This is a genomic window from Sphingomonas sp. GCM10030256, from assembly GCF_042666415.1.
Taxonomy (GTDB): domain Bacteria; phylum Pseudomonadota; class Alphaproteobacteria; order Sphingomonadales; family Sphingomonadaceae; genus Sphingomicrobium.
In genome coordinates, this window is record NZ_JBHTDI010000002.1 from 594,597 (window position 1) to 620,573 (window position 25,977).

A 25,977-nucleotide genomic window follows, 5' to 3' on the forward strand; every position below is an offset into this window, starting at 1 on the left:
TAGACGCAGGAGCGCTCGGCCGGCGTCGGTGCGACGCGGAAGAGGATCACGACCTTCTTCAGTTCGGCTTCCTGGATCAGTTCGCCGAGAGCAAGGCCGCAGGAGGTGCCAATCCGATTGAGTTCATCGGGAGAGTGCAGGCGCGGGGTAGCGCAGGCGGTAAGACCTGCTAGCGCCGCCCCGACAAGCGCCGCCTTAGCTCCCTCCCCCCAGCGGGGAGAGCGCCGGAGTAAGGGAGAGCGCCCTCTCGCCACTAGCGCATCATCTCCACAAACCGCTCGAACAGATAAAGACTATCCTGCGGCCCCGGGCTCGCCTCGGGGTGGTACTGGACGCTGAAAACCGGCCGGCCCTCCAGCTCCAGCCCGCAATTCGAACCGTCGAACAGGGACACGTGAGTTTCGCGCACGCCCTCCGGCAGCCCTTCGCGCTCGACTGCGAAGCCATGGTTCATGCTGGTGATCTCGACCGCGCCGTCGGCGAGTCGCTTGACCGGGTGATTGGCACCGCGGTGACCCTGGAACATCTTGCTCGTCTTGCCGCCAACAGCGAGCGCCAGCAACTGATGCCCCAGGCAGATGCCGAACAGCGGCTTGCCCGTATCCAGCATCCGGCGAATTACCGGAATGGCATATTCCCCTGTCGCCGCCGGATCGCCCGGCCCGTTCGACAGGAAGAAGCCGTCCGGCCGGTGCGCCATCACCTCCTCGAACGAGGCGGTCGCCGGCAGGATCGTCACCCGCGCACCCGCCTCCACCAGCGAGCGGAAGATGTTGCGCTTGGAGCCATAGTCGATCGCGACCACATGCGCCCGCCCCGCCTCGCCGCCGGCATGCGGCAGGAGCGTGTCGCCATAGCCAAGCTCGATGTCCCACGCGCCGCCCGACCAATGCTCGACCTGCTCGCGGCTGACCTCCTTCGCTAGGTCCATCCCCTCTAGTCCCGGCCACTCGCGAGCCATCCGCTGCAGCGCCGCCACGTCGAACTTGCCATCGGGCCGGTGCGCAATCGCCACGGTCGGCGGACCCTCCCGCCGCACCAGCCGGGTCAGCGCGCGCGTATCAAGCCCGGCGATCCCGATCCGTTCGTGGCGCTTCATCCACTCGGGGAAATCGACCTTCGAGCGGAAGTTGGACGGCGAGGTCACCGCCTCGCGGACGATGCACCCCAGCGCATGCGGATCGTCCGCCTCCACGTCCTCGTCGTTCGCACCGACGTTGCCGATGTGGGGAAAGGTGAACGCCACCACCTGCCGCGCGTAGGAAGGGTCGGTCATCACCTCCTGGTAGCCGGTCATCGCGGTGTTGAAGCAAAGCTCCCCAACCTTCTCGCCCTCGGCCCCGAAGCCCTGCCCCCAGGCCACGCGGCCATCGGCGAACACCAGCGCTCCCGTCGCACCTGGCGGAGGCGCAGGCGAGGTCGTCGGATTGGCCATCGGTGGTGAGGCTCCTGTGAGTGGTTCGGCGATGTCGCTAAGGGTCCCGGCTAGGCCCATTGCCGCGCCCGGTCAACGGCTGGTCAGGGCCCGCACTCGCCGCTAGGTCTGGCGGTTTCCGGCAAGAGACGAAGCGATGATTCGAGACGACATTAAGGCTGCCCTGGTGACCGCCATGAAGAGCGGCGACAAAGCCGCCACCGGCACCATCCGCCTGATCCAGAGCGCGCTCAAGAACCGCGACATCGAAGCCCGCACTGGCAAGGCGCCGGAGGACGACGACCTGCTGGTGACCGAGGTCCTCCAGAAAATGATCAAGCAGCGCCGTGAGAGCGTCGATCTCTACCGCAAGGGCAACCGCGCCGAACTGGCCGACGCCGAGGAAGCCGAGATCGTGGTGATCGAGCGCTTCCTGCCGCAGCAGATGAGCGAAGACGACGCCCGCGCCGCGATCCAGGCGATTATCGCGGAAATCGGCGCATCGAGCATGAAGGACATGGGCAAGGTGATGGCGCTGGTAAAGGAACGCCATGCCAGCAGCATCGAGCCCGCCCGCGCGAGTGGGCTGGTGCGGGGGCTTCTCGGATAAGCTCCCCTCCCGTTTGCGGAGCGGCCGACCGGACAAGCTTCCCTTCCGCTTGCGGGAGGGGCTGGGGGTGGGCATTGTCGAACGATGAAGGAGCCCTGTCGACGTCCAACCAATCGGGCTCAACACCTCCGCAACCACTCGACCGACGCGGAGCGCCACCTGTGGCGTTGTCTCAGTCGCCGACCGCTTTTCGGCTTCAAATTGTCCCGCCAGATGCCAGTTGGGCCTTACATCTGCGATTTACTGTGCCGCGAGGGCGGCCTTGCCGTCGAGCGGGACGGCGGCCAACACGCTGAGCGTACGGTTCGGGACGCACGTCGGACCGGGTACCTCAATGCCAAAGGGGTGAGAGTCTTACGGTTTTGGAGTAATGAGGTGCTGGCAAACACCGGCGGAGTGCTTGAAGCGATCTTAGTGGAACTGGAACGCCTGCCTTCGCGGTATCAACAGCCCCTCCCGCAAGCGGGAGGGGAGAAACTATGACCCTCACCCCCGCCTTCCTTGACGAACTCCGCGCCCGCACCCTCCTTTCGTCCGTCATCGCTCCCACGGTCAAACTCACCAAGGCCGGCCGCGAATTCAAGGCGTGCTGCCCGTTCCATAACGAAAAGACGCCCTCCTTCACCGTCAATGACGAGAAGGGCTTCTACCACTGCTTCGGCTGCCAGGCGCACGGAGACGTGATCCGCTTCCTGACGGAGGCCCGCGGCATGCCGTTCATGGATGCGGTGAAGGAGCTTGCCTCCAAGGCCGGAATGGAGGTCCCCGCCCCCGACCCCCGTGCCCGCGACCGCGTCGAACGCGCAACCGGCCTGACCGACATCACCGCCGCCGCCCAACGCTGGTTCGCGGAGCAGCTCCAAGGTATCGAAGGGGCGGCGGCCCGCGACTATCTGCAGAATCGTGGCATCGGGGCCGGGACTGTGGAGCGGTTCGGCATCGGCCTCGCTCCTGCCGGCCGCACCCGCCTCAAGACCGCCCTCGAAAGCCTCGGCGAGGACAAGCTGGTCGACACCGGCATGCTCATCCGTCCGGACGAGGACGGCAAGGCCACCTACGATCGCTTCCGCAACCGCCTGATGATTCCCATCAGGGACGTGCGCGGCCGGGTGATCGGCTTCGGCGGCCGGATCCTCGGCGACGGCGAGCCAAAATACCTCAACTCGCCGGAGACCGTCCTCTTCGACAAGGGCCGCTCGCTCTACAACATCGACCGCGCCGGCCCCGCCTCCCGCCAAGCCAAGCGACTGATCGTGGTCGAAGGCTATATGGACGTCATCGCACTCGACCGCGCGGGGATCGCCGAAGCGGTCGCACCCAACGGCACCGCCCTGACCGAAGCCCAGCTTGAGTTGCTCTGGCGGCTCGACCCCGCGCCCATTCTCTGCTTCGACGGCGACAATGCGGGGCAGAAAGCCGCCATCCGTGCCGCCCTCCGCGCCCTGCCCCACCTCGGCCCCGAGCGCACCCTGCGCTTCGTTGCCTTGCCGCAGGGCCAGGACCCTGACGACCTTGTCCGCTCTGGGGGCCGCGATGGTCTCGAGGCCCTGCTCGAAACTCCCGAGCCGCTGGTTGATCGCCTGTGGCAGCACGAAAGCAGCTCGTCCGCCCTTTCCACTCCGGAGGAGCGCGCCGGCCTCAAGCAGCGCCTTGTCGCCCACGCTTCCTCGATCGGCGACCGGTCCCTGGCGCAGCTGTACCGGGACGAATGGCTGCAGCGATTCGACGCCCTGGTACGGCCGCAGCGGCCGGCCCGCTCGCTGTTCCCGCGCCGCGAGTGGAAGAAGAACCGCGATGGTCGCTTCGTTCCGCCTCCGCCTCCCGCCGGTGCGACCGCCCGGGCGATTGGCAGCGGCGGAATCGATCCGCCCACCTCGCGCGCCATCCTCGCCGGCCTGTCCTGGTTTCCCGAAGCAATTGCCGCCCATGCCGAGGCTTTGGCCGCCCTGCCTTTCGCCGATCGCGGCGCCGCGCGGCTCAAGGATCTGATGATCGACGCGGCGTTCAGCGGCCAACCGCTTGATCGTGCAAGCCTCCTCACCATATTGCGGATTGCTGGCGCGGCGCCTCTCCTCGATGAGGTGAGGCGTGGCGGCGGCATGGCATTTTCTTTCACCCGCCCGGACTGCGATCCGGACCGCGCGTCGCGGGATCTTGGCATGGCGATCGACACATTGGTCGCCAAGGCGGAGATCGACGCCGCGCTGGCCGATGCGACCGAGCGGTTGGGACGAGGCGACGAGAACGCGCTAGACGAGCAGCGGCAGCTGCACGCGGCGCAGGGCGAAACAACGGAACGGCTGGCTAAATTGACGGCCACCGATTAAGCGGCGCGACAATGGCTAAGACTGAAGACAACGAGATCGACCAGACGGACGGCGATGCGCCGCTCATCGACCTCAACGACGCGTCGATCAAGAAGATGATCGCCCGCGCCAAGAAGCGCGGCACCATCACGATCGACGAGATCAACGAGGCCCTCCCCCCCGATCAGAACGAGCTGATCGAGGACATCATGTCGCAGCTGTCGGAAGCCGGCGTCACCGTCGTCGAGAATGACGAGGCGAGCGACGACGAGGAGGAGGAGTCCAAGGAGCAGCCCGAAGAGGACGAGGTCGATCCCCTCGACGACGGCGGCCCCCGCCCCGCCGCCGCGGCCAAGAAGGAGCCGACCGACCGCACGGACGATCCGGTCCGCATGTACCTGCGCGAGATGGGCGCCGTCGAGCTCCTCTCCCGCGAGGGCGAGATCGCGATCGCCAAGCGCATCGAGGCCGGCCGCGACACCATGATCTGGGGCCTATGCGAAAGCCCGATCACCTTCAACGCCATCATCGGCTGGTCGACCGCACTCAACGAAGGCCGCATGCAGCTGCGCGAGATCATCGATCTCGAGGCGATGCTCTCCAAGGGCCCGACGGCCGAGCAGATCAACGCCAGCGAAGAGGAAGGCGAGGAGGGCGAGATCAGCGCCGCAGCCGCCGGCCCGACTATCAAGGAAGAGGAAGAGCCGGAGGAGGAACCCGCCGCCGACGATGAGGACGACCTCACCGAACGCCGCGCCCCCAAGCTCGCCGAGGAAGAGGAAGAGGACAACACCCTCAGCCTCGCCCAGATGGAGGAACAGCTCAAGCCGCAGGCGCTCGAGAAGTTCGCCGACATCACCGCGCTCTACAAGAAGTTCTCCAAGCTCCAGGCCGCCCGCCTGGAGGCGATGAGCGCCGGCGCCGACTATCCCGCCGCCGAGGAAAAGAAGTACCAGAAGCTGTCGGAGCAGCTCACCGCCGAGGTCGAGAGCGTGCAGTTCCACGCCTCCAAGATCGAATATTTGGTCGAGCAGCTCTACGCCTACAATCGCCGCCTGACGGCGCTTGGCGGGCAGATGCTCCGCCTGGCCGAGCGCCACCGCGTGCCCCGCAAGGCGTTCCTCGACAGCTACATGGGCTCCGAACTCGACGACAGCTGGCTCGACCGCGCGTCCAAGATCGACAAGAAGTTCGCCGCCTTCGCCACTGCGGAGCGCGACAGCGTCGATCGCATCCGGGTCGAGATCGCCGAGATAGCACGGTCCACCGGGATGGCGCTCGGCGAGTTCCGCCGCATCGTCAACCAGGTCCAGAAGGCCGAACGCGAGGCCCGCATCGCCAAGAAGGAAATGGTCGAGGCGAACCTGCGCCTCGTCATCTCGATCGCCAAGAAATACACCAACCGCGGGCTGCAGTTCCTGGACCTCATCCAGGAAGGCAACATCGGCCTAATGAAGGCGGTCGATAAGTTTGAGTATCGCCGCGGCTACAAGTTTTCGACCTATGCGACCTGGTGGATCCGCCAGGCGATCACTCGCTCGATCGCCGACCAGGCGCGGACCATCCGCATCCCGGTCCACATGATCGAGACGATCAACAAGCTGGTCCGCACCAGCCGCCAGTTCCTCCACGAAACCGGCCGCGAAGCCACTCCGGAAGAGCTCGCCGAGCGCCTCTCCATGCCGCTCGAAAAGGTGCGAAAAGTCCTCAAGATCGCCAAGGAGCCGATCAGCCTTGAAACCCCGATCGGCGACGAGGAAGACAGCCACCTCGGCGACTTCATCGAGGACAAGAACGCCGTCATCCCAGTCGACGCCGCGATCCAGGCCAACCTCAAGGAAACCGTCACCCGCGTCCTGGCGTCCCTAACCCCCCGCGAAGAACGCGTGCTGCGCATGCGCTTCGGCATCGGCATGAACACCGACCACACCCTGGAAGAGGTCGGCCAACAGTTCAGTGTCACCCGCGAACGCATCCGCCAGATCGAGGCGAAAGCGCTGCGCAAGCTGAAGCATCCGAGCCGGAGCCGCAAGATGCGGTCGTTTTTGGATCAGTAGCGAGCGCCTGAGCCCAGCGAAGCCGGCGCGTAAGCGCCGTCTGCAGCAGCGCGAAGAGAGCGCGACAGCCGGCCAGCCTGCGTCCTGAGCGAAGTCGAAGCGCAACAGGACTGACGTCACGGGATTTACTCCCGTAACCGCTGCCGCCGAGAAGGCACTCCAGTCGGCTCGGCGCCCATTCCGGTCGTTCCCAGCAGGGGCGCCCGGCACCTGAAAGCGCACGTTCGCCTGACTATTGCGGGGCCGATGATCCAGTGCTGTCGGACAGCGCTTCCATGATCCGGCAGTCCGCGATCCGACCTCCCCGGCATTGGCTGAGCATCCTGTTCAGCTCGCGCCGTAGCTGTTCCAGCTGCTTGATCTTGCGCTCGACGGCGCGAAGGTGCCCAGTCGCGAGCTGGTCAACATGGCCGCAGTCCTGCTCGGGGTCAGCGCCAAGTGCCAGCAGCGAGCGGATGTCGGCGATATCGAACCCCAATCCGCGTGCCTGGCGGATGAAGCTCAATCGAGCCGCATGGTCTAGGACCAGGACTCATAAACGATCAAAGTCCGCCTTCCCGAGGCAGCCTTGGCGGGTCACTGCTTGAATAATCTGACGGAAGTGGGCAAATTTGGACGAAAGGAGAACGCCGTGAGCATGCCGAGGCACAATGGAGTTGATACCAAGCTGCCGCTCACGCGTGCTTACGATGAGGCATGGGCGCTCTATGAAGCGCGTTGCCTTTGGAACGTCCGCCGTGTGTCGCTCACCCGACTATGGAAGATGCCAAGAATGTCGCACGCCATCTGCGTCAGCACGGCGATATGAACGCTCGTCGTCTCGCGTCACGGATCGAGAGTGCGGCCGGGGCCGCTTAGCGAGTTTCAGAAGCGTGTTCTCAAGCTCCTTTCGACACAGCGGAGCAAGAGATCGAAGCGGCCGGTCTTTCCCGGCTCGAACCGCTGGGTGACCTCAAAGCGGAGACGGCCACGACCGGCTCGGTCGACGTCGGCTACACACGGGGACCGATCGAGGCGCGCGCTACCCTGTTCGCTTCCAACATCAAGGACGCCACGCAGCTGGAGGACATCGCCGCCGACCGGGTGCGTCTCGTCAAGACAGCGGCGAAACCTTAGTGCAGGGCGACGTGGATGGCGACGGAGTTGCCGACTTCATCATTTGGCTCAACGGAATGGTAAACCTCGGTACGAATGACTTCTTGCTCTGAACACATTTCGTGAGGGAGCAGATGGACGGTCGTCTAGACGGCCAAATGCCGCGGCCTGCCGTGCTGCAGCGAGCACATTCCGCGCATGGCTCAGCCGGCGCGTACCCGCAAACACATGAGCACTGCAGGTTTCTTTGATCTCCGAAAGGGGCGGCTTAGACGCGAGAACCGGATAGTCTGCTAGCGGCCCAGGACCTGCCGTTTGCTGAGGTACTCAAAAGCTGTTTCTACGAAACAGGAGCAGTCCTAACCTCCTTTGTTCGTAATCCTCGAAGGTAGAGCGATGCGGCCCGCCGGAAGGACTCGGCGGGCCACTTTCGCCTGCCAAAGGGGGGCAGGCGCTTGGGAGAGACTTAGTTGGCGCGCGAGGCACGGGCCTTTCCGTCAGCCGAGCCGCTGGCCTGACCCGACGCGCTTAGGCTACCGCCTGACTGGCGCGCTGCGGTCAGCGCTCCGTTCACGGCACCCGAAGCGTGGTCCCGTGCCTGACCACGCACCGCTGAAACTTGGTCGCGCGCAGCCGATACCTGACCACCTGCCATGCCGGCGGCACTGCCTCCAGCAGAACCCAGCGCATCGGTGCCGACGCCTTGGATGCCAAAGCTCGCATTCTTGCTGCCAGAAGCGTTCCCGGCGAGCGAGCCCGCTAGGCCCGACTGCCCCACACCGCTCGCAGCCAGCGCACCGTCAGCGGTACCCGCCAGCGAGCCTGCGAGTCCGACATCGCCGGTTGCCGAACCCCTCTTCGTGTCGACCGATCGGCTGGAGGTCAGCGAGCCGGTGCCAGTAACGCTCCCGGTCACGCTCTTGGTGATGCTGCCGCTAACCCCATTGAGCGTGCCCGACAGCGCGCCATTGCCACTCAGCGTGCCACCGACGGTGCCACCGATCGAATTGCTTCCGTTCAGAGTGCCGCCCACAACGCCGCCGACGGTGCCGCCGAGGTTGCCGAGGAGCTGGGCCGAGGCCGGGGCCGAAGCGCTGCCGGCGGCCAGCGCCAGCACAAGGGTAAGACGGATCATCAAAGGTCCTTTCCTGTCGTTCTCAATTGCATGCAGCCCCGGAGGGGCTTGCCTATTGAGAACGATAGCAATCCGGCGCTTCATCCCGCGCGACCAATTTCTATTTTGCGCCCACAGCCTTCGGATCGGTACGGCAAGTGCGGCAGACGATGCCCCGCCCCACCTTGCCATTGCCCCGCGCCACTTCCACGCCGAGTGCTTGTGGCGAGCCCTTCGCGGCCAGCCGCGCGGCGACCAGCGGCGTCGCAAAGCTTGTGCCGCGGACCTTCGCATAGCCCCGGCCCGGCAAGGCCGCCGCCATGTCCGCGCCCGGAGCCGCGAAGTCGAGCCGCGCCGCCCTGCCTGCCTCCGGCAAAGCCCGGTCGCGCGCATCCACCGCCGTGACGGCGATCACGCCGGGATAGGCTGCCGGATATTGAATTGGCGCCGCAGGGCCGTCGTTGCCGACTGCCGCCACCAGCCTGATCCCGCGCCCGGCCAAGATCGCTACCGCTCGCTGCAGCAGCAGGTTGCTAGGGCCAACCAGGCTGATGCTGATCGCGTCAGGCTGCTTCGAGGCCCCCCAGGCGAGCGCCCGCACGATCGCGCTGGCGCTGCCCGCCCCTGCGCTCCCACCATAGACGTCCGCGACATAGAGCCGAGCCCCGTCCGCCGCTCCACGGAAGGCACCGTCCCGGCCGATCAGCAGGGATGCGACCGCCGTACCGTGACCCGTCGCCTTCGCCGCGCCCGCGAAGCCATGCTGCACGATCTTCGCACCCGCAAGGCTCGGATGCGCCGCAACGCCGCCGTCGATCATGACGATGGTGCGGCCGGCGGGCATCGGCGGCGGATTGGCGCCCGCCAACACTGCCCCCATCACCGGCAACAAGGCGCCGCCGGCAGGCTCGTAGACATGGTCGTAATCCGCCGCGAGCCCCGGCGCCGCCTGCATCAGCCGCCGCATCGCCGCCTTGGGCGACATGCGCGCGGGGGCTCGCAGCGTCACGCTGACGATCCCGCCGAGGTCTTCCCGCGCTTCGACCCGAAAGCCGGCTACCGCCGCTGCACGAAGCTGCGCATCGGCAGGATTGATCGCGAGCAGCACGCCGCGTCGGACGGGCAAGCCATCCGGACCCGCGTCGAGCTGCGCCGGATTGCTGCGGATGAGTTCGCCCAGCCGTATCTTCCGGAGCTCCGCCAGAGAGGCCTGCCCGAGGTCGCTTATTCCCTGCCCGACGCCAAGCCGGTCGAGGCTTGGCATGGTCGCCGCGCTGCGCTGCGCTGGTGAGAGGGGCGACAACAGGTTGCCCGCCAGCGGTACATTCTGCACCGTGCTCGGCAGCGGCAGATTGCCGATGGGCAGCGAGGGCAGCAGCTGTGCCCCACCCGCAGTACTGGCGGCGAGTGCGGCGCCCGCCAGCATGAGAGCGGCTAGGGCAGAAGAGCTTCTGGACATTGCAACCAATCCTAATCAGTTCGTCTTTGGGATGAAACGGTGCAGGCGCGTCGTTTCATCCCCCATGGAGAGCAATGAAGACTCAAGACGCGTTTGCCGAAGAGCTCGGAGCAATGCTGCCACGGCTCCGGCGCTTCGCCTTCGCCCTGTCGCGTCACTCGGCGGACGCGGACGATCTGGCGGCGCTAGCGATCGAGCGAGCGCTGCGCAGCCGATCGCAGTTCACGCCGGGTACACGGCTCGACAGTTGGTTGTTCCGCATCACGCGCAATCTCTGGATCGACGAGGGGCGCAGCCGTCAGCGACGCGCGGCGTGGGAAGCCCCGCCGGAAGCGGGCGAACTTCAGGGCTTCGATGGGGCCGCGGACATCGAGCGAGCGGCGGAGCTGGCGAAGGTCATGCGCGCTATGACCGGATTGCCCGACGAGCAGCGCGAGGTGGTCGCCCTGATCATGATCGAGGGCCTCGGCTACCGCGAGGCAGCCGAGTTGCTCGGCCAACCGATCGGCACGGTGTCGAGCCGGCTGGTGCGAGGTCGCAATTCCCTTCTTGCCGCCCTTGGCCAGGAAACTAACGCATGACCGACGACCCCGACTTCTACGCCTGGCTCGACGGTGAGCTGCCCGAGCCGCAAGCCAGCGTCATGGCAGCGAGGGTGGCGGCCGACCCCGGGCTCGCCGCCCTTGCCGAGCAGCATCGCACGCTGGCGGGGCGACTGTGCGATGCCTTCGCGCCGATCCTTTCCGCTCCGCTCCCCGAGCGCCTCCTGACCGCGGCGGAGCCATGGACGGCCGAAATTATCCCCCTCGCTCAGGTGCGTGCTCGCCGGCGCCAGTGGAGCGTCGTGGGGCTCGCCGCGGCCGCCAGCCTGGCGTTTGGGCTGGTGATCGGCGTTGCCATGCGGGGTGGCGAGGGCTCGTATCGGTCCGACAGGGGACAGCTTGCCGCGGCAGGCCCGCTCGACCGCGCCCTCGACCGTCAGTTTGCGGCTGCCGGCGAGCAGCTCGGCATACGCATGGGCCTGAGCTTCAGAGATCGTGACGGCCGCTATTGCCGCAGCTTCACGGCCGAAGGACAAAGCGGGCTCGCCTGCCGGGGTGGCGAGGACTGGATCATCGAGGGACTGGTTCGCCGATCCGGTCAGGAGCAGGGCAACTATCGAATGGCCGGCGGACAGGATCCGGCTCTTACTGCGATCATCGACAGCCGGATGGGAGAGCCGCTCGATGCCCAGACCGAGGCTCAAGCCATCGAGCGGCAGTGGCAACAATAGGCGGATGCCCGTCCGCTTGGTTCTCCTCTCTGCACCAAGACCAGACGGACTGCTGACGGCCACAAACCGTCACGGGAGTAAGTCGCGTGACGTCAGTCCTGTCCGCTGCGCGGCAGGCTGGCCGGCCTGCGCGGTCTCTTCGTACTGCCTCCCGATTGCTGCGCAATCGCTCGCTTGCGCTCGGCCTGCCTCTTGACCTCCATGTTCCCCCTATGTTCTTGCAGGGCATGGACCCCGAACGCCTCTCCACGATTCTCCTGAACGCCCCTGCCTGGGCTCGCCTCGGCCTCACCGTGCGGGATTCGCGCTTGCGCGAGCGGGCGGCCGACGCCCTCGCCGCGACCATCGTTCAGAAACTTGGTGAGCCGGTGCACGTGGTCGATCGGGACCAGCTCGCCCTCCCCCTGTGACGCGGTTGCGACGTGGGCGCCAACACCCGGCTCGACGGCCTCTCTGACCTCGTCAAGCACAAGGCCAACCTGCGGGTCACCTGCCGGACCTGCGACAAGGTCAGCGTCGTCGATGCCCAGCGCTTCAACCGCTATTGCCTGCTCCGTTGCTGGAACACGCAGATCGAGGCGCTTGGTCAGCGGCTGGTCTGCAGCCGTTGCGGCGCCCGCGCCCCGCATCTCAAGGCCACGCGCGAGCGCCCCGGCCCCGACCCATTCCCAAAGGACGAGCGGGCCTGGAAGCTGCTGTTCCGGCGATTGCGCGACTGAAGGGCGCGCCCGGGCGTCTTTGTCGCTGTCCTAAGCAGCCATGATGTGCCCTAAGCGGGCCCATGCCAACACCGCCGCTCCGCCCCGCCCTCCCCCGCCCGGCCCCGCCACAAACAAAAAGACCGGCAGGATCGCTCCCGCCGGCCTCTTTCCGCCTCGCTTCGGGCTGCGATTATTCGCGGTTGCCCATGAAGCTCAGCAGGAACTGGAACATGTTGATGAAGTCCAGGTAGAGCGTCAGCGCGCCCAGGATCGCCGACTTGCCCATCATCTCGGACCCGGCAACGTAGGCGTACATGCTCTTGATCTTCTGCGTGTCGTAGGCGGTCAGGCCCGCGAACAGCAGCACGCCGATCGCGCTGATCGCCATGCTCAGCGCATCCGAGCGCAGGAACATGTTGCCGATCATCACCACCAGGAGGCCGATCACGCCCATCATCAGGAAGGTGCCCCAGCCGCTGAGGTCCTTCTTGGTCGTGTAGCCCCACAGGCTGAGCGACATGAACGCCACCGCCGTCGCGAAGAAGGTCTGCGCGATCGAGGTGCCGCTGTAGATCAGCGGAATGACCGACATCGACACGCCCATTACCGCGGCGAAGGCGAAGAAGAAGGTCTTCATCCCGCCCTCGGACATGTTCTGGGCCTTGAAGCCCATGACCATGACCATGATCAGCGGCGCGAAGATCACCACCCACTTCAGGATGCCGCCGCCAAAGAAGATCGACTGCGCAACACCAGTCATCGCCAGGCCGAGCGCGACAATGCCGGTCAGCAGGACGCCGGACGCCATATAGTTATAGACGGAAAGCATGTAGGACCGCAGGCCCGCGTCGCGGGTGGCACGCGGCACACCCACCGAAACGGCGGGCTGCGCGGCGGTCGTCGTGCGCGGGTCAGACCAGTTCTGCATCGTGAAACTCCATTGGGGTCAGGCAACCGTGCCCGCCTCAACGCATCATATCGGAAAGTTGCTTCGGTGTTTCAAGAAAAAACGGCAGCGAAACGACCTACTTACATGTGAGTTGATGGTGTGAGTTGAAGCGTCCTGCGCGTCGGAGAGTTGGCGGTTGCCTCGGCCGCCATAGCGGGGAACAAGGCCGCATGGCTTCCCACCCTTCCGTGACCCTGGCCGACCGGCTCCTGCGCCCGCTGCTCGGCGCGGCGCACGCGCTGCTCAAGGCGGGCTGGTTCATCCGCCGCCCGCGGACCTTCGGCGCCCACGCCCTGCCGCTCACGCACGAGGGCCGCATCGTGCTGGTGAAGCTCCGCTACGCGCCCGGCTGGCGCCTCCCCGGCGGCGGGCGAGCGGCCGACGAAGCGCCGGCGAAAGCCGTGCTGCGCGAGCTGCGCGAGGAGATCGGCATGACCTCGCACGGCACGGTGCAACTCGCCTGCGAGCTGGAAGAACCGACCGATTTCAAGCGCGACCTCGCCTCGCTGCTGATCGTCCGCGACGTCCGCTACACGCCCCGGCGCTGGTCTTGGGAGGTCGAGCGGGTGATGGAGGTCGAACCGGATGCCCTCCCAGCCGACATGTCCCCGCGCATGGCCAAGTGGATCGCCTTGCTCCGCGCCTGTATTTGACCACGCCATGCACCGCCTGTTCGTCGCTCTCCGCCCGCCGGCGCACATCCGCGATCTCCTGATCGATGCGATGGACGACAGCCCGGAGCTGCGCTGGGTCGGCGACGACCAGCTTCATCTCACCCTGCGCTTCATCGGCGAGGTCGAGCGCCCGCTGGCCGAGGAGATCGCAGCCGCCCTGCAGCGGGTCAGGTCGGAGCCGTTCTCGCTCGCCATCCACGGCGTCGGCCGATTCGACCGGCGCAATGGCGGTGCTCTATGGGCGGGCGTCGAGCCCAAGGCTCCAGTGAGCGCCCTCGCTGCCAAGGTCGACCGTGCCTGCGTGGCCGCGGGGCTCGAGCCCGAACGCCGCGCCTTTCACCCCCACGTCACCCTCGCCCGCTACACCCGCCAAAGCGCCCGCGCGGCGGACTCGTTCGCGGAACGCCACCGCGGGCTGACGTCCGAAGCATGGGAGGTGGAAGAATTAATTTTTTACGAAAGCCATCTCTCGCGGCATGGTCCGCACTATGACGTGGTCGCACGCTACGGATTCACCCCATAAGCCATCTGACCGTGACGAAAACCGGCGCCACCATTGGCCTCCCGTCCGTCGCAACCCCTGGCGAATATCTATTCCGCTGGATAAACAGGGCGCAGGTCGCTGTGTCCAGGTCGGGATGGCCGCTGGAACGCACAATCACGCAGTCCCTCGCTTTGCCGTCTAACCCAACCATCGCGCGGAGGTCGACTTGGCCAACTGCATCCCTCTTGAGAGCGCTTGAGGGGTAGTCGTCGGCGGTAAATACGTTCAGCAACCCTTTCCCTGTTTTCGGATAGGTCGCGATGCGCGCCTGATCGGCAAAGCTGAAGCCCCAACTCGCGAGCACCTGCGCTTCGCACCGGTCCAGCAGTTCCTGCACCGATCTAAAGCTGGTGACCGGAACCCTGATTGTCTTCCCGGCGGCTGAGAATTGCACCCAGGGATGCGCCTCCAGATCCTCAAGTTGCTTGTCAGTTGCTGTGAAGGAGATGATCTGGAAGCCAGACTTCTTGCTCGGTCCGATCAGTGCCGACCGAGAAGGCTGGCGCTCGCGGCCAACGACCAAACTGGCGCGATCCAGACCTAACCCCGTCGGTGATCCCGGCATCTCGAAAAGCACGCTATAGTATGGCGACAAGAATTTGGATTCGAACCCAACGGTAATCTTCCGGTCCCCTCGAACAAAGCCTCGAAGCGCCATGCACTGGTTCTTTTCGAAGCGGACCACCCACTTGCCGCTCGGCTGCCACTCTCCTGAGGGACTTGCCCCGGCGGACCCAGCCACCATACTCAATACCAACGCAAACCGGGCGAGCCCCATCGCCTCATCCTTTCCGTTCCCCGTTCGGCTCCCTATCTGTGCCCCGGCGCTTCGCCGCCGCCAAGCCCTTCCGCTTGCCCCGTGAACAAATCTGGAACAGACTGCTCCCATGCTGACCCATATCAAGAAGCTTCGGTGTTCCGAATGCTGACTCACATAAGCGTCCGCGGTGCGAGGGAGCACAACCTCAAGAACGTCTCGGTGGATATCCCGCGGGACAGCCTGACGGTGATCACCGGCCTGTCCGGCTCGGGCAAGTCCAGCCTCGCGTTCGACACCATCTATGCCGAAGGGCAGCGCCGCTACGTCGAGAGCTTGTCCGCCTACGCGCGCCAGTTCCTCGAGATGATGCAGAAGCCGGACGTCGAGCATATCGACGGCCTCTCCCCCGCCATCTCGATCGAGCAGAAGACCACCAGCCGCAACCCGCGCTCGACTGTCGCCACCGTCACCGAAATCTACGACTACATGCGCCTGCTCTGGGCGCGGATCGGCGTGCCCTACTCCCCCGCCACCGGCCTACCGATCGAGGCGCAGCAGGTCAGCCAGATGGTCGACCGCGTCATGGCGCTGCCCGAAGGCAGCCGCCACTACCTCCTCGCTCCCGTCGTTCGCGGCCGTAAGGGCGAGTATCGCAAGGATCTCGCCGAGTGGCAGAAAGCCGGCTTCACCCGCGTCCGCATCGACGGCCAATTCTACGAGATCGACGAAGCCCCCGCGCTCGACAAAAAGTACAAGCATGACCTGGAAGTCGTCGTTGACCGCATCGTCGTCCGCAATGGCATCGAAAGTCGCCTCGCCGACAGTTTCGAAACCGCGCTGAAGCTAGCGGAGGGCCTCGCATATCTCGACCCCGCCGACGTCCCTCATCCCGAAGGGGCTGATCGTACAGGTGTCGCGGCCGCTCTGCAGGAAGCCGCGGACCGCGCTGTCCTCGCCTCGCATGCCCCTCTCGGCCGCATCACCTTCAGCGAAAAATTCGCCTGCCCGGTCAGCGGCTTCACCATTGCCGAGATCGAGCCGCGCCTGTTCTCCTTCAACGCCCCGCAAGGCGCCTGCCCCGCCTGCGACGGCCTCGGCGAGAAGATGGAATTCGACGAGGACCTGGTCGTTCCAAACCACGAGCTCACGCTCAAGAAGGGCGCCGTGGTACCCTGGGCCAAATCCCAGCCGCCCTCGCCCTACTACATGCAGGTGCTCGCCAGCCTCGCCCGCGCCTACGACTTCACCCTCGACACCCCCTGGCGCGACCTCACCCCCGACCAGCAGCGCGTCATCCTGCACGGCACCCAAGGCGGGCCCGTCACCCTGCGCTTCATCGACGGCAAGAAGAGCTACGAGGTCAAGAAGCCGTTCGAAGGCGTGATCGGCAACCTCAACCGCCGAATGCTCCAGACCGAGAGCGCGTGGATGCGCGAGGAGCTCAGCCGCTACCAGGCCTCGCACCCCTGCGAGACCTGCGGCGGCGCGCGCCTCAAGGCCGAGCCGCTCAGCGTCAAGATCGCCGGCGAGGACATCAGCCAGTCCACCCGCCGCTCGGTCGCCGACGCCCTCGCGTTCTTCTCCACCCTTCGAGGCGAAGCTCACCCCCCAGCACCAGGAGATCGCCCGCGCCATCCTCAAAGAGATCAACGAGCGCCTCGGCTTCCTCCACAACGTCGGCCTCGACTATCTCAACCTCGACCGCACCTCGGGCACCCTGTCCGGCGGCGAAAGCCAGCGCATCCGCCTCGCGTCGCAGATCGGCTCCGGCTTGTCCGGGGTCCTCTACGTCCTCGACGAGCCCTCGATCGGTCTTCACCAGAAGGACAACGACCGCCTGCTCGAAACCCTCAAGCGCCTGCGCGGCCTCGGCAACACCGTGCTGGTGGTCGAGCATGACGAGGACGCCATCCGCACCGCCGACCATGTCATCGACATGGGCCCAGGCGCGGGCGTCCACGGCGGCGAGGTGGTCTTCTCCGGCACCCTCGACAAACTGCTCGCCCACGAAGGCAGCCTCACCGCCGACTATCTCTCCGGCCGCCGCACCATCCCGTTCACACCCAAGCGCCGCAAGGGCACCGGCAAGAAGCTCACCGTCCACAACGCGCGCGAGAACAACCTCCAGGGCATCACCGCGTCCATTCCGCTCGGCACCTTCACCTGCATCACCGGCGTCTCCGGCTCGGGCAAGTCGAGCTTCACCATCGACACCCTCTACGCATCCGCCGCGCGCAGCCTGAACGGCGCCCGCATCCTCGCCGGCAAGCACGACAAGGTCACCGGGCTCGAGCATCTCGACAAGGTCATCGACATCGACCAGTCGCCGATCGGCCGCACCCCGCGCTCCAACCCGGCAACCTACACCGGCGCCTTCACCAACATCCGCGATTGGTTCGCCGGGCTGCCCGAGGCCCAGGCCCGCGGCTACAAGGCCGGGCGCTTCTCCTTCAACGTCAAGGGCGGCCGCTGCGAGGCCTGCACCGGCGACGGCCTGCTGAAGATAGAGATGCACTTCCTGCCCGACGTCTACGTCACCTGCGACGTCTGCCACGGCCAGCGCTACAATCGCGAAACGCTGGAGGTGAAGTTCAAGGGCAAGAGCATCGCCGACGTGCTCGACATGACGGTGGAGGACGCGGTCGAGTTCTTCAAGGCCGTCCCCGGAATCCGAGACAAGATGGCGATGCTGGCGGAGGTCGGCCTCGGCTACGTCAAGGTCGGCCAGCAGGCGACGACTCTCAGCGGCGGCGAAGCCCAGCGCGTCAAGCTCGCCAAGGAACTCAGCCGCCGCGCCACCGGCCAGACCCTCTACATCCTCGACGAGCCCACAACGGGCTTGCACTTCGAAGACGTCCGCAAGCTCCTGGAAGTCCTCCACGCCTTGGTCGAGCAAGGCAACACAGTGGTTGTGATCGAGCACAACCTCGACGTCATCAAGACGGCCGACTGGGTCCTGGATCTCGGCCCCGGCGGCGGGGTCAAGGGCGGCGAGATCGTCGCCGAAGGCACGCCGGAGCAGGTTGCGGGGGAGGCGCGAAGCTTCACCGGCCAGTACCTGCGGCCGTTGCTGGAGCGTGCCTCACCCTCTCCCCTCGAGGGAGAGGGTCGACTCGCCGGAGGCGAGCGGGGAGAGGGCGCGGAGCCGAAGCGCACGCGGCGGCGGAAGGTGGCTGAGGTGGCGGAGTAGTGGCTTCACGTTCCGCTGATCTTACCGGTCCGTCATTCACTGGTCCGCGAGTTCCAGCAAACGCCTAAACGCCAGGTAGGCGACGCATCCTTCGCCTTGTCGAGGCCCTAGGCGCTGGAGCTCGGTCGCTCGGCCAGCCGCTCACCCACGCTGGGCGCGACCAACCGTTCCACCAACCTCCGCAACTCCGCCGACTTCATCTCGCCGCCGACCACCTCGACATAGCCGATACCGGCGCGGCGCAGGGCTTCCTTTTTGACCGCGTCGCGGGCTGCCGTGGCGTGTGCGCCCTTGAAGTGCCCGCCGCCCTGATACTCGATCGCATGCCACGGCTTCGCGTCGGCGTGGACGATCAGCAGGTCCACCCGCTTGCTGTTGATCGCCAGGAAGGCGTCCTTGCTCGGGCTCTTCAAGATCTCGCCCAGGCTCACTTGCGCCATCACCTGCCAGCCCGGCGGCGCCAGCTCGATCACCAGCCTATCGAGCGCCTCGAACAGCCGCTTCTCGCTCCGGTTCAGCAGCGGCTGCGCGGTGAACTCCGACGCCATCACGATCCGCAACTGCTCCGCCGCATCAGGAACACGGGACTGGCCCGGTAGTGGATCATGCTTCGGCTGCCATCCACCGGAGCGCCGGTTCGAAGAGCCCCGCCCCCTTCCACTTGCTCCGCCGCTGCGCCTTGGTCTTCGCGTCGATGAGCTTGGCCAGCCCGACCAGCACAAGAAGAAAGACGAAGTGCGGCACATATTGCACAAGATCGCCAAGAGCGAGGCGCAACATTTCGAGATACGGGTTCTGCATTCGGCGACACTAAGGCACGTCGGCAATTGAGTCGTTAACGCCTCGAGGGAGCGACTTACATGCCCGCATCCGACCGAACGCCCCTCGTTGTCTCCCGTTCATGCATCCCGTGCGGCGGCTGCTCGTTGTAGCCCTGAACTCCCCGGCGTTTTCCGTGCGGAGAACAAGGAAGTGACTATGCGTATCCTGACCCTCATCGCTGCCGCGACGGCGCTCGGCGGCATCGCCGCCCCGGCGGCGGCGCAATATTATCCGCAGCCCAGCTATCCCCAGCCTACCGTGCCGCAGCCTTACCCGGGTCAGCCGGGCTACAATTATCCCGGCCAGGGCTATCCCCAGCAGGGGTACGCCTACCCGCAGCAGCAGGGCGGCATCGCCGGGATCATCGGCCAGCTGCTCGGCAACCGCTACCAGTCCAACGATCGCACGGCGATCAGCCAATGCGCCAGCGCCGCCTCGGCCGAGGCGGCTCGCCGCTATCGCCCGGCTTACGGCGATCAGTATGGCTACAACCAGTATGCGACCGGCCAGGCCCGAGTGACGGCCATCACCAATGTGGAGCGCCGCAACCGCGGCCTTCGCGTCACCGGCCTGCTCGACACTGGCGCGAACGGCCATAATCAGCCGCCCTACGGCAACGCTTATGGCTACAATCAGCAATATGCGCAGGGCGACCTCAGCTTCCGCTGCAATGTCGATTATACCGGGCGGGTGACCAACGTTCGTCTGAGCCGAGTTCGCTAAGCGGGCATCAGGGCGCGCGGCTCACCCCAGCCGCGCGCCCGCATGCCACGGCTTGCGTCGACATCGACGATCAACCGCCCGTGTCGCCAGGCGATTAGTCTCACCAACTACGACCCCACTTCGGCCGAAATCAGGCCCAATACTGCCAATCGTTCACGGCGCCGGCCGTTGCTGCATCGGGCTCACCTCGAAGCTGACCTGTCCGATCTCGGATACACCCAGCAGGGTCACCGAACCGCCGCCCGTCAGCGTCATCACCAGGTCGGCCCGGCCGTCCGCGTCGACGTCCAGGGCGCGCGAGTTGCGAATACCCGTGCCGCTCAGCCAGCCTCTGCCCGCCTGCAAGCACGTCGTGACCGCTCCCGCCGTCCAGTTGGTCGTCGCCCCGGCCGCCGTCCAGCTGGTCGTGTCCGCCCAGGCCGAACAACTGGTCCTTGCCGTTGTCGCCAAGCAGCCGATCCTCGCCCGCCGTGCCGTCCAGCAGGTCGGCGCCGTTGCCGCCCTGGCGGGTAACCCCGTCCGTCAGCCCGGTCACCGTCACTTTGACACTGGTGCTGTGGCTCAGCCCGCCGGCATCGGTGATCGTGTAGGTAAAGCGATCGACGAACTGGAAGTTGGTCGAACAGATCATTGTCGGCGACGTAGCGCAGCGTCTGAGTGGCAGGGTCGAACAGGATGCTGCCCAACGCTCCCGACCCGTCGACGCCCGTGATCGTCCGTGTGTCGCCGGCATCGACATCCGTATCGTTGGCGAGCAGCAGCGACCACAGGTTGCCGCTGGCCGCATCTTCATCGACCGCGACGGAGTTGTCGCGCGCAACCGGCGCTTCATTGACGTCGCCTACCGCAACGGTGAACTGCGCCTGCGACTGCAGCCCGGCGCTGTCGCTGAAGATGCGGCCATGATCGTGAAGCCGGCGGATGCCTCGAAGTCGATCGCCCGAGTGGTGACCACGACGCCCGTCTTCGGGTCCACGGCGAATAGTCCGTCCGCGTCGTCTACCAGCGCGTAGGTCAGGACGTCGCCCGGCGTGTCGGTCGCTGACAAGGTCCCGACCACCGTTCCCGCGAGCAGGTTCTCGTTCACCGAACCGTTGCTGAGGAGCAGGTCGTGCGGCGTGATCGCCACTCGCAGCAGTGCCACCTGCGGATAATGATCGGTTGGCCGCGTGCCCGCGAACTCCGCATTGATGTGCACCGCATCGTGACGGACACCGTCGAGCAGCCCGCCAAACGCAGACAAATCAAACGAATTTTAAGATTTTGAAGCCAGCCCTGCCTCGAATTCGGATTCAGCCGCTGATCGGCTTTCGCGGGGGCACAAAACAACCGTAGGTCGCGACGGATCGGCTTACCGGGGCAGCCGGTGCCTAAGGCTGGAGCACATCCAGAAAATTCCGTATAATTCGGTACTTGGCTTCGAGTCGTTGAGATTGGAACGCCTGTGGTCAGTCCACCGTACCTGCCCGACGGGCTCACGGGCAAACCCCGCGAGGACAAGTTCGAAGCCGGCTCAGGCCCGAAGGCTGGCGACGTTCGCACGAAGGTCGGAGATGCGGCACGGGCTCCCAGCGCCGAGGCGGCCCGCCGGTGAGAAGCTACGGCCGAGACGATGCGCCTGCCGCACCCCGGGCTCGCCACCTGTCGTGGCAGTCGATGACAGAGGCCGAGCCCCCCGGCGCGGCTGAAGCTGCTTCGCCCCCAGATCAGGATGCCCGGCCGCGAAGCCTGTCGAAGCCGTTGGTGCTTGGCGCTGGCGCCCTGGCCCTTTGCCTCGCAGCGGCCGCCGTGCTGCTGGACGGTGGCATGCTCGACGATCGCGCCGGCGCTGGCGGTCAGTCGTCCAAGGCAGCCGATACCAACCGCTTTGCTGCGCGCATCGATGCCGCGATCGCCGCCGCCGACAAGGCGCTGGCCGCTTCGGATCACCAGCCCCTCCCGGCGGAGCCGATGCCAGCAGGGGATGGAAAGACTTTCCCGCAAAACTCAGCTGGCGAGACAATGGCCGGTGCCCCACCCATGGAACTTGCCGCGGTCGCATCCCGCCTCTCCGATGGGGCTCGCTCGAGCGACATCGCCCAAGAACCGCCCGACGCTCGTTCGAGGGCCGACCCGGTCACACCGCCAGCGGACGCGGCCTCATCGCCCGCCGCTCAGCCGCCTTCTCAGCTGGATGCGCCTTCTGCGACGGGAGCAGCTGCCGCGGATCCGGCCGCCTTGCCTGCCCAGGCAGCGCCGGTCCGTGAGCAGCGCCGGGTGGTCACTCCGGCTCGCTGGGTCAGCGGCGGCTTGGCCGACAGCGACAATCCTTACGGACGATTTGAAGGCACCGTCAGCGTGAGCTTCGTGGTTGGAACCAGTGGGCAAGTGAGCGACTGCAAACCGATCGTGAGCAGCGGCAATGCCGAGCTGGATGCGGCCACTTGCGGGCTCGTTGAGCGCCGGATGCGCTTCAGCCCGGCACTCGACCAGCGCGGGCAAGCGATCGCTTCGGAAGTCAGGACGAGCTACGGCTGGGGCCGCAAACGCCGGCGCTAGCGACAGTCGCGTGCAACCCCTCGGGCCGCCTGCGCGTGCCGGGGCGACCGGCAAATTTACCGGAGCCAGTCCGGCACCCGTTCCGCAGACATGATCTCGCTTGCTGGAATGCGGTCCGCGACAACGGCGAACTCCTCGCCGCTCACCAGCACCTCAGCAACGAAACCGCGTGAGTTGTAACTGCTCGCCATTGTCGCACCATAGGCGCCCGCAGTGCGGAAGATCGCGAGGTCTCCAGCTTTCAGCTCATCGCAGGGCCGGTCCATGGCGAACGTGTCCCCTGTTTCGCAGATCGGGCCGACGATGTGCGCAATCGTCGTACTGCCGCTTGGCCGGACAGCCTCGAAGTCGTGCCAGGCGCCGTACATGGCAGGCCGTGCGAGGTCGTTCATCCCGGCATCGACCACCACGAAAGGTCGAGAACTTCCCTGTTTCACCCGGATCACGCGAGTGAGCAGCACGCCGGCATTGCCTGCAATCACGCGTCCCGGTTCGAACGTCAGGCGCACATTCCATTCCCGGGTGACCCGCTCCACCATGGCGCCGTATTCGGCGGGCGAAGGCAGAAAATCGTCGGCCTTGTAGGGTACTCCTAACCCGCCGCCGAGGTCGGCGTGGGTCACCGTGCAGCCCCGCTTCCGGAGTTCCCTGATTAGTACCCCAACCTTGTCAAAGGCGGTCTCCAGCGGTTCAAGATCGTTCAACTGGCTGCCAATATGGATCGCGATGCCGCGCATCTCGAGCCCATCAGCTGTACTCAATCGCGCGTAAATTCCCGGTGCTCGGTCCAGGGCGACGCCGAACTTGTTCTCACGCCTGCCGGTGGAGATTTTCTCGTGCGTGCGAGCATCGACGTCGGGGTTCACCCTCAGCGCGCAGGCCGCGCGCGTCCCTCGTGAGACGGCGAGCGCAGCGAGCTCGTCGCCTTCTTCTTCGCTCTCGACGTTGAACTGGCCAATTCCCGCCTCGAGAGCCTGCAGCAGTTCCCCTTGCGTCTTTCCGACGCCCGAAAAGACAATGTCCGCTGGCTTCATGCCGGCGGCCAGGGCGCGCGTCAGTTCGCCGCCGGAGACAACATCCGCGCCATACCCCTCGTCTGCCAGCACCTTCAGGACGGCGAGGTTCGGGTTAGCCTTCACCGCGAAGGCGATATGAGGGTTGTCGAGCTTCGATAGTGCCTGGCGGAACACTCGAGCGTGTCTCTGCAGAGTGGCCCGTGAATAGACGTACACCGGTGTGCCCACCTCCTCCGCAATACGGGGCAGGGCAACGTCCTCGGCATGAAGCGTGCCGTCGCGAAGCCGAAAATGGTCCATGGCCATGCGCTCTGCCGAATTCGTGCTGGCAAGTCGAGACGAGCTTGGCCTTCGTGAAGGTGGCTTAGAGCGAAGCTCGGGCTCCCCGAAGACGAAAGTCTGTTCAGGGATCGCACCGTGGAAATGACGGAAACTGCAGAGGAAGCCGTCGTCGCGAAGGAAGCGCGGGTCAAAGAAGAGCTCGTCGTCAGCAAGACCGCCAGCCAGCGCACCAAGCAGGTGCATACACGGTCCGGCACACCGAAGTGGACTTGGATAAGGGGCCGGCCGGAATTGATCGGACCAGCACAATCAGGATCCCGGAGCGTTCGGCTTCGACAAGAACCGCTAAGCGGACAACCGCTCAAAAGGAGGGCGCCTCTCACGGGGCGCTCTTTTTCATGCTCGTGAGCTAGCGTAAGTGACTTGGCGCGGATCCTGCCAGGGCACTGATCTCCGGTCAGCTCCGGGTGATTGCTTGCAGTTCAACGGCATCCGCGATGGCGGCGGACGACGCCGTGTTGTCGAAGATGCACCACCTTTCCGCGCCGTGATCGCCACCATGCTGGAGCAACTCGGCGTAGGATGGGAGCCGATCGTCATAGCTCGAGCGATACTTGATCGGGGATCCGTGCAGGCGCCAATATTCCAGTCCTCGCCAACCACCGGGCACAGCGGCGGCCGGGCAGATGGCTGGGTCAGCCGCGACCCGCCCAATGCGGAGTGATCGCAGGACTCGATCCGGTTCCTCCTCGAACCACGAAGGATGCCGGGGTTCGACCACGATGGGAACCCTCGACTTGCTGTTGAGATTTTCGAGGAATGCTCCCGCGACTTCACCGTCGAAAGACAGCTTGGGAGGCAGCTGAAGCAGCAGCACCGCCAGCTTCTCGCCCAGCCCATCAACCTGCTCCAGGAAGTCGGTGACGAGCTCCGTGCATTGCACCAGCTTCCGCTCATGCGAAATGGTCTTCGGCATTTTGACGGAGAAGCGGAAGTCAGCAGGAACGCTGTCGCGCCATCGCTCCCAAGTCGACAGGCGGTGGGGGCGGTGGAAAGAGCTGTTGATCTCCGTCACCGGCAGGACCTGAGAGTAACGTTCGAGATTGCTGCCGGGCGCTGGAAAGTGCGCCTTGGCTGCCTCGCCGATTGCCCAGCCGGCCGTCCCGATCCGGACGGTAGAGCCTTCGCTAAGCAGCGGACGCCCCAAGATGCTCGCCCGGGGAGACTACAGCGCTCGCCGCTTCCAGTGGGCGATCAAGGTCAAGCTGCTGAACGACCGCGACAGCATCGCCGAACCCTGCCCCGCAAAAGGTCGCGACGCCACTTCCTTCGATCTGCCGCAGCAGATCTGCTTCCGGTCCCGAACGGCAGGAGCTATCGACATCGCGTATGAAAACAGCCGCCACTCGTCCCGGAAAGTCGCTCACCACCTTGGCATAGATCGAGACGTCGCGCTGGCCATTATCGCCGATCAGTAGGAAACGAAGGTCGGGGTAGAAGGCGAAGACCGTCTCGATCGCGGCAAGCTTGTGTTCCTCGTGTCCCTTGCGGATGAATTGCGACGGGTCGATTCCGTAGTCCTTGAGGAACATCGGGCCATGCGGGATGCCATTCAGCTCCATGAACTCCGCGATGAATCCGTAGAGGTTCCAGGGCGACGAGGACACGTAGAAGAATGGGCGCGCCGGATCGGGGTGGTCGCGCGCAATCATCTTGTAGAGTGACGATGCGCCGGGCACCGCGAGCCGGTCGTGCGGCTGATCGACCAGCACGCGCCGCCAGTTCTTGAGGAAGTTCGTCGCGCCGGTCTCTATGATCGTGTCGTCGATATCCGAGATTATGCCCCAGTTTCCGTCGGTGCCGGGAGCCAGGATCGGAACCTTGATGCTTGGCTGTTGCGCTAGGCGGTCGGGCGCCGTGAGGGTGACGTGCTCCCAGCAGGTGGAGGGTGGCAGCGCCTGCTCCACGGCGAGCTCAAACTCGAAGTAGCCTTCCGCGTCACTGATTGCGTCGAGCTTCTGACCATAGCCCTCGCAGCGTACACCGATGCCGGCAAGCTCGTTGCTGTTGTAGATTTCCAACATAGCGCGAAGCCGCGCCAGCCGCCCCTTGCCAGTGTTCAGAGGCTCCTCATGGCGAACGATCCGGCCTTTCAACCGCACTACGCGGCTGTTGCGATATCCTGCGTAGGCGAGGACGCGGACCTTGCGGTCGTGTCCTTCGCCTTGCTCGAGGAGGTCGTCGACAAGATCGAGATCGCGTTCGAGCTCGGCAATGATTGACCTGAGGAACGCTGGGATAGGCGACTTGGACATGCTGCACGAACGGCGCGGGCAAGGTCGCGTTCCGACATCCTCCATGGGCGTGCCTTCCGCGGCGGTCCGGAGCCCGCTCCTTCATCGGCCATGGCCGGGCTTCGGCGAAAGTGGTCCCGCCAGTTGCTCACGAGT

The 25,977-nt window shown here is 65.6% G+C and carries 26 protein-coding genes and 2 pseudogenes; 14 read left to right on the plus strand and 14 right to left on the minus strand.

Annotated features, from left to right (window positions below):
- Positions 1–253 precede the first annotated feature (253 nt).
- Entirely contained in the window at positions 254–1,435 is a 1,182-nt protein-coding gene (gene carA / locus ACFQPG_RS10735; RefSeq protein WP_380812915.1) for a glutamine-hydrolyzing carbamoyl-phosphate synthase small subunit, read from the minus strand.
- A 136-nt stretch (positions 1,436–1,571) separates the two neighbouring features.
- On the opposite strand from carA, the gene ACFQPG_RS10740 reads away from it, so the two are divergent.
- The 4 genes from ACFQPG_RS10740 to rpoD all read left to right on the plus strand — a co-directional run bounded on the left by ACFQPG_RS10740 (position 1,572) and on the right by rpoD (position 6,387).
- A complete protein-coding gene (locus ACFQPG_RS10740) occupies positions 1,572–2,024 on the plus strand; it encodes a GatB/YqeY domain-containing protein (protein ID WP_380812917.1) in 453 nt (150 codons plus the stop codon).
- A gap of 84 nt (positions 2,025–2,108) precedes the next feature.
- On the plus strand, positions 2,109–2,507 hold the full coding sequence (locus ACFQPG_RS10745) for an endonuclease domain-containing protein (RefSeq protein ID WP_380812920.1): 399 nt from the start codon (positions 2,109–2,111) through the stop codon (positions 2,505–2,507).
- A complete protein-coding gene (gene dnaG, locus ACFQPG_RS10750; RefSeq protein WP_380812923.1) occupies positions 2,504–4,351 on the plus strand; it encodes a DNA primase in 1,848 nt (615 codons plus the stop codon). Before ACFQPG_RS10745 ends, dnaG begins: the two co-directional genes overlap by 4 nt.
- A gap of 11 nt (positions 4,352–4,362) precedes the next feature.
- Positions 4,363–6,387 (plus strand): RNA polymerase sigma factor RpoD, encoded by a 2,025-nt coding sequence (gene rpoD, locus ACFQPG_RS10755; protein ID WP_380812926.1) that lies wholly within the window; start codon positions 4,363–4,365, stop codon positions 6,385–6,387.
- 232 nt (positions 6,388–6,619) lie between these two features.
- Here the strand turns inward: rpoD and ACFQPG_RS10760 are convergent, their stop codons facing one another.
- From ACFQPG_RS10760 to ACFQPG_RS10770, 3 genes are all read right to left on the minus strand, one after another.
- Positions 6,620–6,892 (minus strand): MerR family DNA-binding protein, encoded by a 273-nt coding sequence (locus tag ACFQPG_RS10760; RefSeq protein WP_380812928.1) that lies wholly within the window; start codon positions 6,890–6,892, stop codon positions 6,620–6,622.
- A 1,056-nt stretch (positions 6,893–7,948) separates the two neighbouring features.
- Complete coding sequence (locus ACFQPG_RS10765; protein WP_380812929.1) at positions 7,949–8,617, minus strand: hypothetical protein; 669 nt, start codon at positions 8,615–8,617, stop codon at positions 7,949–7,951.
- Positions 8,618–8,717: 100 nt separating this feature from the next.
- The gene (locus ACFQPG_RS10770) at positions 8,718–10,022 is read right to left on the minus strand and encodes a S8 family serine peptidase (protein ID WP_380812932.1); all 1,305 of its coding nucleotides are present in this window, start codon (positions 10,020–10,022) and stop codon (positions 8,718–8,720) included.
- A 107-nt stretch (positions 10,023–10,129) separates the two neighbouring features.
- On the opposite strand from ACFQPG_RS10770, the gene ACFQPG_RS10775 reads away from it, so the two are divergent.
- From ACFQPG_RS10775 to ACFQPG_RS10790, 4 genes are all read left to right on the plus strand, one after another.
- The gene (locus ACFQPG_RS10775) at positions 10,130–10,636 is read left to right on the plus strand and encodes an RNA polymerase sigma factor (RefSeq protein WP_380812935.1); all 507 of its coding nucleotides are present in this window, start codon (positions 10,130–10,132) and stop codon (positions 10,634–10,636) included.
- Positions 10,633–11,328: an anti-sigma factor family protein gene (locus ACFQPG_RS10780; protein WP_380812938.1), complete on the plus strand. Its 696-nt coding sequence runs from the start codon at positions 10,633–10,635 to the stop codon at positions 11,326–11,328. Before ACFQPG_RS10775 ends, ACFQPG_RS10780 begins: the two co-directional genes overlap by 4 nt.
- 227 nt (positions 11,329–11,555) lie before the next feature.
- Complete coding sequence (locus tag ACFQPG_RS10785; RefSeq protein WP_380812941.1) at positions 11,556–11,738, plus strand: DUF6771 family protein; 183 nt, start codon at positions 11,556–11,558, stop codon at positions 11,736–11,738.
- 12 nt (positions 11,739–11,750) lie between these two features.
- A complete protein-coding gene (locus tag ACFQPG_RS10790) occupies positions 11,751–12,047 on the plus strand; it encodes a hypothetical protein (RefSeq protein WP_380812944.1) in 297 nt (98 codons plus the stop codon).
- A 172-nt stretch (positions 12,048–12,219) separates the two neighbouring features.
- On the opposite strand, the gene ACFQPG_RS10795 is transcribed toward ACFQPG_RS10790, so the two are convergent.
- A complete protein-coding gene (locus ACFQPG_RS10795) occupies positions 12,220–12,957 on the minus strand; it encodes a Bax inhibitor-1 family protein (RefSeq protein ID WP_380812947.1) in 738 nt (245 codons plus the stop codon).
- A 191-nt stretch (positions 12,958–13,148) separates the two neighbouring features.
- Between ACFQPG_RS10795 and ACFQPG_RS10800 the strand changes: the two genes are divergently transcribed.
- Positions 13,149–13,631, plus strand: a complete 483-nt coding sequence (locus ACFQPG_RS10800; RefSeq protein ID WP_380812950.1) for an NUDIX domain-containing protein — start codon at positions 13,149–13,151, stop codon at positions 13,629–13,631.
- Between the two features lie 7 nt (positions 13,632–13,638).
- The gene (thpR, locus tag ACFQPG_RS10805) at positions 13,639–14,175 is read left to right on the plus strand and encodes an RNA 2',3'-cyclic phosphodiesterase (RefSeq protein WP_380812953.1); all 537 of its coding nucleotides are present in this window, start codon (positions 13,639–13,641) and stop codon (positions 14,173–14,175) included.
- Here the strand turns inward: thpR and ACFQPG_RS10810 are convergent.
- Complete coding sequence (locus ACFQPG_RS10810; protein ID WP_380812955.1) at positions 14,165–14,974, minus strand: energy transducer TonB; 810 nt, start codon at positions 14,972–14,974, stop codon at positions 14,165–14,167. The genes thpR and ACFQPG_RS10810 overlap by 11 nt on opposite strands.
- A 144-nt stretch (positions 14,975–15,118) precedes the next feature.
- Between ACFQPG_RS10810 and uvrA the strand changes: the two are divergent.
- A pseudogene (gene uvrA, locus ACFQPG_RS10815) lies at positions 15,119–18,146 on the plus strand (excinuclease ABC subunit UvrA).
- Between the two features lie 107 nt (positions 18,147–18,253).
- On the opposite strand, the gene ACFQPG_RS10820 reads toward uvrA, so the two are convergent.
- Together ACFQPG_RS10820 and ACFQPG_RS10825 are read right to left on the minus strand one after the other, a co-directional pair.
- Positions 18,254–18,694 (minus strand): DUF2726 domain-containing protein, encoded by a 441-nt coding sequence (locus tag ACFQPG_RS10820; protein WP_380812958.1) that lies wholly within the window; start codon positions 18,692–18,694, stop codon positions 18,254–18,256.
- Positions 18,695–18,749: 55 nt separating this feature from the next.
- On the minus strand, positions 18,750–18,947 hold the full coding sequence (locus ACFQPG_RS10825; protein ID WP_380812961.1) for a hypothetical protein: 198 nt from the start codon (positions 18,945–18,947) through the stop codon (positions 18,750–18,752).
- 177 nt (positions 18,948–19,124) lie between these two features.
- Between ACFQPG_RS10825 and ACFQPG_RS10830 the strand changes: the two genes are divergently transcribed.
- On the plus strand, positions 19,125–19,691 hold the full coding sequence (locus tag ACFQPG_RS10830) for a hypothetical protein (protein WP_380812964.1): 567 nt from the start codon (positions 19,125–19,127) through the stop codon (positions 19,689–19,691).
- Positions 19,692–19,821: 130 nt separating this feature from the next.
- Here the strand turns inward: ACFQPG_RS10830 and ACFQPG_RS10835 are convergent, their stop codons facing one another.
- The 3 genes and pseudogenes from ACFQPG_RS10835 to ACFQPG_RS10845 all read right to left on the minus strand — a co-directional run bounded on the left by ACFQPG_RS10835 (position 19,822) and on the right by ACFQPG_RS10845 (position 20,889).
- Entirely contained in the window at positions 19,822–20,322 is a 501-nt protein-coding gene (locus ACFQPG_RS10835; protein WP_380812967.1) for a calcium-binding protein, read from the minus strand.
- A gap of 52 nt (positions 20,323–20,374) precedes the next feature.
- A pseudogene (locus tag ACFQPG_RS10840) lies at positions 20,375–20,614 on the minus strand (Ig-like domain-containing protein); the annotation flags it as partial.
- Entirely contained in the window at positions 20,533–20,889 is a 357-nt protein-coding gene (locus ACFQPG_RS10845; protein ID WP_380812970.1) for a cadherin repeat domain-containing protein, read from the minus strand. The gene ACFQPG_RS10845 and the pseudogene ACFQPG_RS10840, both read right to left, overlap by 82 nt.
- A gap of 392 nt (positions 20,890–21,281) precedes the next feature.
- Between ACFQPG_RS10845 and ACFQPG_RS10850 the strand changes: the two genes are divergently transcribed.
- On the plus strand, positions 21,282–22,229 hold the full coding sequence (locus ACFQPG_RS10850; RefSeq protein WP_380812972.1) for an energy transducer TonB: 948 nt from the start codon (positions 21,282–21,284) through the stop codon (positions 22,227–22,229).
- Positions 22,230–22,285: 56 nt separating this feature from the next.
- Here the strand turns inward: ACFQPG_RS10850 and lysA are convergent, their stop codons facing one another.
- On the minus strand, positions 22,286–23,545 hold the full coding sequence (gene lysA, locus ACFQPG_RS10855; protein ID WP_380813146.1) for a diaminopimelate decarboxylase: 1,260 nt from the start codon (positions 23,543–23,545) through the stop codon (positions 22,286–22,288).
- Positions 23,546–23,644: 99 nt separating this feature from the next.
- On the opposite strand from lysA, the gene ACFQPG_RS10860 reads away from it, so the two are divergent.
- Positions 23,645–23,935, plus strand: a complete 291-nt coding sequence (locus tag ACFQPG_RS10860; RefSeq protein WP_380813149.1) for a hypothetical protein — start codon at positions 23,645–23,647, stop codon at positions 23,933–23,935.
- Between the two features lie 49 nt (positions 23,936–23,984).
- Here ACFQPG_RS10860 and ACFQPG_RS10865 read toward each other — a convergent pair whose 3' ends face one another.
- Together ACFQPG_RS10865 and ACFQPG_RS10870 are read right to left on the minus strand one after the other, a co-directional pair.
- On the minus strand, positions 23,985–24,734 hold the full coding sequence (locus ACFQPG_RS10865) for a DUF72 domain-containing protein (RefSeq protein ID WP_380812975.1): 750 nt from the start codon (positions 24,732–24,734) through the stop codon (positions 23,985–23,987).
- Positions 24,715–25,842, minus strand: a complete 1,128-nt coding sequence (locus ACFQPG_RS10870) for a phosphatase domain-containing protein (protein WP_380812978.1) — start codon at positions 25,840–25,842, stop codon at positions 24,715–24,717. The genes ACFQPG_RS10865 and ACFQPG_RS10870 overlap by 20 nt, the downstream gene beginning before the upstream one ends.
- Positions 25,843–25,977: the final 135 nt, after the last annotated feature.

Coding starts and splice junctions, on each gene's coding strand:
- ACFQPG_RS10810 (WP_380812955.1), bottom strand. CDS start 14,974: ATGGGGCTCGCCCGGTTTGCGTTGGTATTGAGTATGGTGGCTGGGTCC.
- ACFQPG_RS10795 (WP_380812947.1), bottom strand. CDS start 12,957: ATGCAGAACTGGTCTGACCCGCGCACGACGACCGCCGCGCAGCCCGCC.
- ACFQPG_RS10765 (WP_380812929.1), bottom strand. CDS start 8,617: ATGATCCGTCTTACCCTTGTGCTGGCGCTGGCCGCCGGCAGCGCTTCG.
- ACFQPG_RS10740 (WP_380812917.1), top strand. CDS start 1,572: ATGATTCGAGACGACATTAAGGCTGCCCTGGTGACCGCCATGAAGAGC.
- ACFQPG_RS10780 (WP_380812938.1), top strand. CDS start 10,633: ATGACCGACGACCCCGACTTCTACGCCTGGCTCGACGGTGAGCTGCCC.
- thpR (WP_380812953.1), top strand. CDS start 13,639: ATGCACCGCCTGTTCGTCGCTCTCCGCCCGCCGGCGCACATCCGCGAT.
- ACFQPG_RS10870 (WP_380812978.1), bottom strand. CDS start 25,842: ATGTCCAAGTCGCCTATCCCAGCGTTCCTCAGGTCAATCATTGCCGAG.
- ACFQPG_RS10745 (WP_380812920.1), top strand. CDS start 2,109: ATGAAGGAGCCCTGTCGACGTCCAACCAATCGGGCTCAACACCTCCGC.
- ACFQPG_RS10775 (WP_380812935.1), top strand. CDS start 10,130: ATGAAGACTCAAGACGCGTTTGCCGAAGAGCTCGGAGCAATGCTGCCA.
- ACFQPG_RS10835 (WP_380812967.1), bottom strand. CDS start 20,322: ATGATCTGTTCGACCAACTTCCAGTTCGTCGATCGCTTTACCTACACG.
- ACFQPG_RS10770 (WP_380812932.1), bottom strand. CDS start 10,022: ATGCTGGCGGGCGCCGCACTCGCCGCCAGTACTGCGGGTGGGGCACAG.
- ACFQPG_RS10785 (WP_380812941.1), top strand. CDS start 11,556: ATGGACCCCGAACGCCTCTCCACGATTCTCCTGAACGCCCCTGCCTGG.
- ACFQPG_RS10820 (WP_380812958.1), bottom strand. CDS start 18,694: ATGGCGTCGGAGTTCACCGCGCAGCCGCTGCTGAACCGGAGCGAGAAG.
- ACFQPG_RS10830 (WP_380812964.1), top strand. CDS start 19,125: ATGCGTATCCTGACCCTCATCGCTGCCGCGACGGCGCTCGGCGGCATC.
- ACFQPG_RS10825 (WP_380812961.1), bottom strand. CDS start 18,947: ATGCAGAACCCGTATCTCGAAATGTTGCGCCTCGCTCTTGGCGATCTT.
- lysA (WP_380813146.1), bottom strand. CDS start 23,545: ATGGACCATTTTCGGCTTCGCGACGGCACGCTTCATGCCGAGGACGTT.
- rpoD (WP_380812926.1), top strand. CDS start 4,363: ATGGCTAAGACTGAAGACAACGAGATCGACCAGACGGACGGCGATGCG.
- carA (WP_380812915.1), bottom strand. CDS start 1,435: ATGGCCAATCCGACGACCTCGCCTGCGCCTCCGCCAGGTGCGACGGGA.
- dnaG (WP_380812923.1), top strand. CDS start 2,504: ATGACCCTCACCCCCGCCTTCCTTGACGAACTCCGCGCCCGCACCCTC.
- ACFQPG_RS10800 (WP_380812950.1), top strand. CDS start 13,149: ATGGCTTCCCACCCTTCCGTGACCCTGGCCGACCGGCTCCTGCGCCCG.